The following is a 5,427-nucleotide window of genomic DNA, read 5'->3' as shown; positions in this document are numbered from 1 at the left end:
CATCAAGGCAGGCTCTTGTTTACCCCATCCTTTTACCCAATTTGTGGGTAAGGATAAGCCCATCAAGGGAGAGGGAATTTTGCTTTGTCTCCCAACTAACTGCTTAACTTAGTTTTGAGTAGTTACCCGATTACCGATATATCGCGCCAACAGGTAGTCATCAAGAATCTTCCGGTGATCAAAGGCCAGTTCTTGGGGCAATTCGTCCGGTTTAAAGACCTTAAGTTCGAGGGCATCATCAGCCGCGACCGGTTCACCTTTAGCCCTGGCAATAAAAACAGTGGAGATGGTATGACATCGCTTATCCCGGCCTGGATCGGAATAAGTATGGAGCTGCCTTACGAGGCTAACCTCCAAAGATGTCTCTTCCTTGGCCTCTCGAACAGCCGCCTCTTCCAGACTTTCTCCATAGTCAACAAACCCGCCAGGAAGAGCCCATCCATAAGGTGGGTTCTTCCGCTTGATAAGCACAATACCACGCCCTTCCAGCTCGATAATAATGTCTACGGTAGGGATAGGATTTCGATATTTCATTTACCTCGATCCTCGATGCTCGATCCTCGATGCTCGATCCTCGATCCTGGATGCTCGATCCTCGATCCTGGATGCTCGATCCTCGATCCTGGATGCTCGGTGCTCGATGCTCGATCCTGGATGCTCGATCCTCGATCCTTGATGCTCGATCCTCGATCCTCGATCCTTGATGCTCGAGCATCGAGCATCGAGCATCGAGCATCGAAGATGGTGAGTTACCAGACGTCCATCCATTCGGCCAGTCCTTTTTCTTCCGTAGAGTATTCTATCTCAGCCCCAGGGGAGGCCTTAAGCCGAAGTCTAAAACTCGCCTGGGTATTCCATTCTTCACCCAAAGAAAGGTTGGGCTGGCGACTAAGGCAAAACTGCGCCTGGAAACAGTGTAAATCGCGACCAATGATGTATTCCTGTCTGTCCAGTCTCCCCTCCGAGGCATTATATCTGAAATCGGCTTCCAGGGTAATCTCTGGAATCAGCCTGAGACCCACATGCGAGGTGAAAACAATGTTCGGATCGTAACCGGCGCCGCTTTTGATATAGCTTACCGTTAAACTGCCTTCCCCTTGAGGTCTATTAGATTTAAGAACAGCATTCAGGCTTATCGTTCCCATCCTGGAGGTAGCCAGATGGTAATTTCCCCGGGCCGTAAGGCCTATGTTTTTATGGGGATTGATATTCAAATCAGCCGTAACAGGATCAAATCTCTCCTTTTTAAAACTCAGGCTTTCTCCTTTACCGGTTCTCAGATTATAACGGGTATTTATCTTAGAGGTTATCTTGCTTTTTAGAAAACGAAGCCTAAACTCAGTCTTTAAATCGTGAAGGATAATTCCATGATATTCATCCTCGGTGGATTTAATTACATCCTGATTCAAGCCATAGGTAAGATCGTTTTCTAAAAAGTTGGTTATTCGGGTTCTGAGTCCCAGTTGACCGGCATATCCGGCCTTGATAAAAATGCCTTCCGAGGATTGGTGGGTCGTGTTTTCCCAGCTTCCTTTCAAATTAAGAGAAGGCGAAAGAGTCAGCCTCGGGCTCAGTTTTATTGAGCCATATAGTTTATAACCGGTGTCAAAAAGAAGGGTGTAACTTTCTTCCCTATCATTTTCGCTTCGATTAAATTGGTTGGTTAGATTAAAGTTAGCCTGATAGTAAACAGGGCTTCTGCCTATTTCTCCCAGTTGAAGTGAACGAGTAGAAAATCCCAAATAAGGCAGCCTGGCGCTCGTAGTGATAAATCTTCCTTTATCCTCATCCCACTCATCTTTACCTTCTGCCACCAGGTTCAAGGTATAATAATCCGGGTCGGTTTTCGTCAGTGCGAGGGAAGAGTTTATTTCCTGACGCCTGGGGAAGTCACCCGCTGTCAGATAATCACGTTCAATAAGCTCATCGCTTTGAAACAAGACCCAAGCTTTAGCTGTAACCGTAGGGGAAAGGCTTTGATGGTAATTAGCCTTGACATTCCATCTTCTGTTTATCTCCTCCCCTTTGAAATATTCCCTGGTCACCGAATCATACTTTACCTCTCTTTCATCAATAAGATAGAGCCTGAAATCGCCTTTTCCATCTTGGCCAAGTTCCAACTGATAAGTCAGTCCGCCTCCCCAACCCTTCCTCTGCCACCAGTCAAGGAGTAAAGAGGCCGGGGAATTATACCACCTATAATTATATTTTGTTTTCACCCACCAGCCATCACGTCTATCATGTCCAATTTTAAAGAACCATGGGGAGCGTTTGTCTTTAAGAGATTTGTAATAAAGGGGGAGATAAAACAAGGGTGTAGAACCGATATAGACCAGGATATCTTTAGCGGTCAGGTAATCTTTCAGGCGGATGGTAATGGTCCTGGCCGCCAGATGATAATGAGGATGATCAAGATTACAGGTAGAATATCCCCCCTTTTTAACCATAAGACTCTGGCGATCAATCAGCTCTATTTTGTCTCCACGATACAGGTTAGGCTCTGCATAGGATGAGGCCTTAAGCATAGTGCCTGTATCTGCTTTGAAATCGTAGAGAAGAGAGGTGCCGGTAATTTCATGATCTTCATCCCAGAGGGTAACTTTTTCACCCGTCGCCAGAATTTCTTCGGTCTTAGGATCAAATTCTATTTTATCGGCCTCAAGGTGAATCCGGCCGTATCTTAGTTTTACTTCACCCCAAACAATGATCTTCCCGCCATCATCCTTAAGCCTCAGGTATTCAGCCCCCCGCGCATGCTCAAGGTAAATGGCCTCGGTATCTGAATCAGCCGCCATCGTAAAAGAGGGTATTAAGAGAAAAAGAATTTTCAAAAAACAAAAGCCTACTTTCTTCTTCGAGAAAGTAGGCGAAGCAGGCATGGAAAGCAAACTATAACTGATCATCAAGTTCCAATTTACTTGCAATCAATATATCTCACCGGCACAAGACGATGTCCGATCCCCAAACCTCTCCTGCCTGACCAGAAACCAGGTTTTTGGAAGAAACCTGGTTTCTATCGCCCTAGTGCCTTGTCAAGTTAGTATTTGTGGGTAGAGCCTCTTTTCCCCCTCACCCTACCCTCTCCCCTCAGGGGAGAGGGTAGGGTGAGGGGGATTGCTTCTATAAGAGACCAACCTATCAAATCAAATCTGACAGGGTACTAGTTTGGGGATAGGCTCTAATCAGCCACCGCCACCACCAGAGCCACGGCCGCCAGGATGACTGAACCGATACTGAAGTATTTATTTCTTTTTATCCCTTTGGCCATGTTTTCTGTTCTTTCATCCAATTGAGCCAGTTTAGCCCCGGACTCGGCCTTCAAGTCTTCAATAACAAGTTTTAGACTTTCTAAGTCAGTGGCCGACAAGGATGAAGTCCCTTCTTCTCGAGGAAGCCCGGGTGGTAAAGGTGGAGTTTTAAGGCCGGGTTTATGAGAAGCCAGGGCCATTTCTTCTTCCAAAGCCCGCACTAAATTCTCTAAGGCCACCGCAAATTCATATTTACTTAACGGCTTTTCTCCCTTGTAAAATCTTTTACCATCCTCAAAATAGCCTTTTAAGACACCCCTTTCAGCTAAATCTCGAACCGCATCGTATGCCCAATGATCAATAGGCACATCTTCAAAAGGCATCTCCTCTGCCCCGGCACATACCGGAAACAAAATCATTACCAGGGCAACACTTAACCATCTCTTCATTGTTATTTCCTCCTCGTATAATGTAGTAACTCATTTTTCTTGATGGCCCTCAAAGAGAAATATACTATAACTCAAAATTAGCTTTTTGTCAAGTAAAAAAGGTAGTTGGGTAGCGAAAAAAGGTCTTGATTATCGTTTGGGCCACTCATAACTTATTAATCGCGAATCGCGAAATGCGAATTAAAAAATAGATTCGCGGGGACGGTTCAAAATCATCCATTTTCTTGTGAAACTTTAGGCGCGGTTAACCTTCCGCAGAAGTAGGGTGGGCATTACCCACCAATCTGTTCGCCATCTACGCCTTTTTGGTGGGCGGTGCCCACCCTACCTCTCAGCCGCAAGCTTTCACAGTAAAGTGAACCATCCCTCAAAATTAGAATTGCTGGTGGAGTAAGCTTTCAGGTGTCATCCATCAGCTCTTCCTGAAAACAAGCCGGGGCAGATGATAGACTACCAGCCCGGCCAAGAAACCGCCAGCCATATTGGTAGCCAATGAAACGATGAGGGTGGCGGCCATAGGGATCAAATCCTTACTCAAGCGAATATCCCTGGTGAACTTAATGAGTTCTATCCCGACCAGAAACATCATGGCTCCAATGATGGCAGTGGGAAAGACGGCCAATAGACCGGCGATGGAAGCAGCCAGGAACAACCCCATAGAGATTTCGATCAATCCCTCAATAATGTTCGTCCCGCCCGTTCGGGCGCCGAAGTAATATTGACTGGCTAAACCACCAGCGCCATGGCACAAGGGCATTCCACCGAAGAAAGGAAGGATCAGGTTCATAATGCCCATATTTAGTGACAGCCGTCTCTCACTTACAGGGTTATCCGGCCAGTATGTTTTGATCAACGATGAGGTGGAGATGACGGCATTGGTAGCCGTGAGTGGAATCTGAGCAAAGCCAGCCAGAAGAAGTGTCTGCCAAATTTCTTCCAAACGAAAGCCCGTAAAAGTTGGCAGGCTGAGGTTAGGGGGATCAACCTGTTGGATCTGTCCCTGGATAAGCATGATGGCCACCCCGAGAAGCATCAGCACTATGGCGGCAGGGGCATAGCGATTTTGTCGTAGGACCAACACGATCAGGATGGAGATAATCCCAAGCAGCCACCAGGTCGAAAGCATCTTAAACGCCTCGACCGCTAAGAGCACACCCAGCGCCACCTGGATACCCCGGATAACGGCATTAGGTGTAACTTTGGCCATCCAACCCATAATTCCGGTAACAGCTAAGAGCAGCCAGATTACGCCCATGGCGAAGCCGGAGGCATAGACCATCGATGGCGACCAGCACTGAGCAATGGCCATTACTGCCAGGACCTTCATCGGCTCAATAGGCATAGGGAGACAGTAAATAAGACCGGTAGCGATGTTGGCCAGACCCATCATCACCAGAAGTCCGGCCGGATCAAGACCACAGACAGCGATATAGCCGATGGCCAACGGAAAGAGCGTGCCAAAGTCGCCCATCGATCCAGCCAATTCTCTTAAATTGAACTCGAAGGACTTGATCTTCATTCTCTCGTTGCCTTCCCTCTCTCGTAACTGCTCAAAACTAAGTTAAGCAGTTAGTTGAGAGACAAAGCAAAATTCCCTCTCCCTTGATGGGAGAGGGATAGGGTGAGGGTGAAATTGGCGGGCAATATTATTACTCTTGTTATTTCACCCTCCCCTAACCCCTCCCATCAAGGGAGGGGAAGCTCTTATGCCGACGCTGTCAGGACAAAAG

The 5,427-nt window shown here is 47.0% G+C and carries 4 protein-coding genes and 1 pseudogene; all 5 read right to left on the bottom strand.

Annotation, left to right across the window (positions count from 1 at the left end):
• Positions 1 to 108 precede the first annotated feature (108 nt).
• The 5 genes and pseudogenes from AB1797_12940 to AB1797_12920 all read right to left on the bottom strand — a co-directional run bounded on the left by AB1797_12940 (position 109) and on the right by AB1797_12920 (position 5,216).
• On the bottom strand, positions 109 to 534 hold the full coding sequence (locus AB1797_12940) for an NUDIX hydrolase (GenBank protein MEW5768496.1): 426 nt from the start codon (positions 532 to 534) through the stop codon (positions 109 to 111).
• Between the two features lie 3 nt (positions 535 to 537).
• Positions 538 to 729 (bottom strand): annotated as a pseudogene (locus AB1797_12935) (aminopeptidase).
• A gap of 20 nt (positions 730 to 749) precedes the next feature.
• Positions 750 to 2,795, bottom strand: a complete 2,046-nt coding sequence (locus tag AB1797_12930; GenBank protein ID MEW5768495.1) for a hypothetical protein — start codon at positions 2,793 to 2,795, stop codon at positions 750 to 752.
• 383 nt (positions 2,796 to 3,178) lie between these two features.
• Entirely contained in the window at positions 3,179 to 3,697 is a 519-nt protein-coding gene (locus AB1797_12925) for an S-layer homology domain-containing protein (protein MEW5768494.1), read from the bottom strand.
• Between the two features lie 412 nt (positions 3,698 to 4,109).
• Entirely contained in the window at positions 4,110 to 5,216 is a 1,107-nt protein-coding gene (locus tag AB1797_12920; protein MEW5768493.1) for a putative sulfate/molybdate transporter, read from the bottom strand.
• Positions 5,217 to 5,427: the final 211 nt, after the last annotated feature.

It is taken from the genome of bacterium (assembly GCA_040753085.1).
Classification (GTDB): Bacteria; UBA9089; JASEGY01; order JASEGY01; family JASEGY01; genus JASEGY01.
Note: the sequence above shows the minus strand (reverse complement) of the source record. Positions and strands in the feature narration are given on the sequence as shown.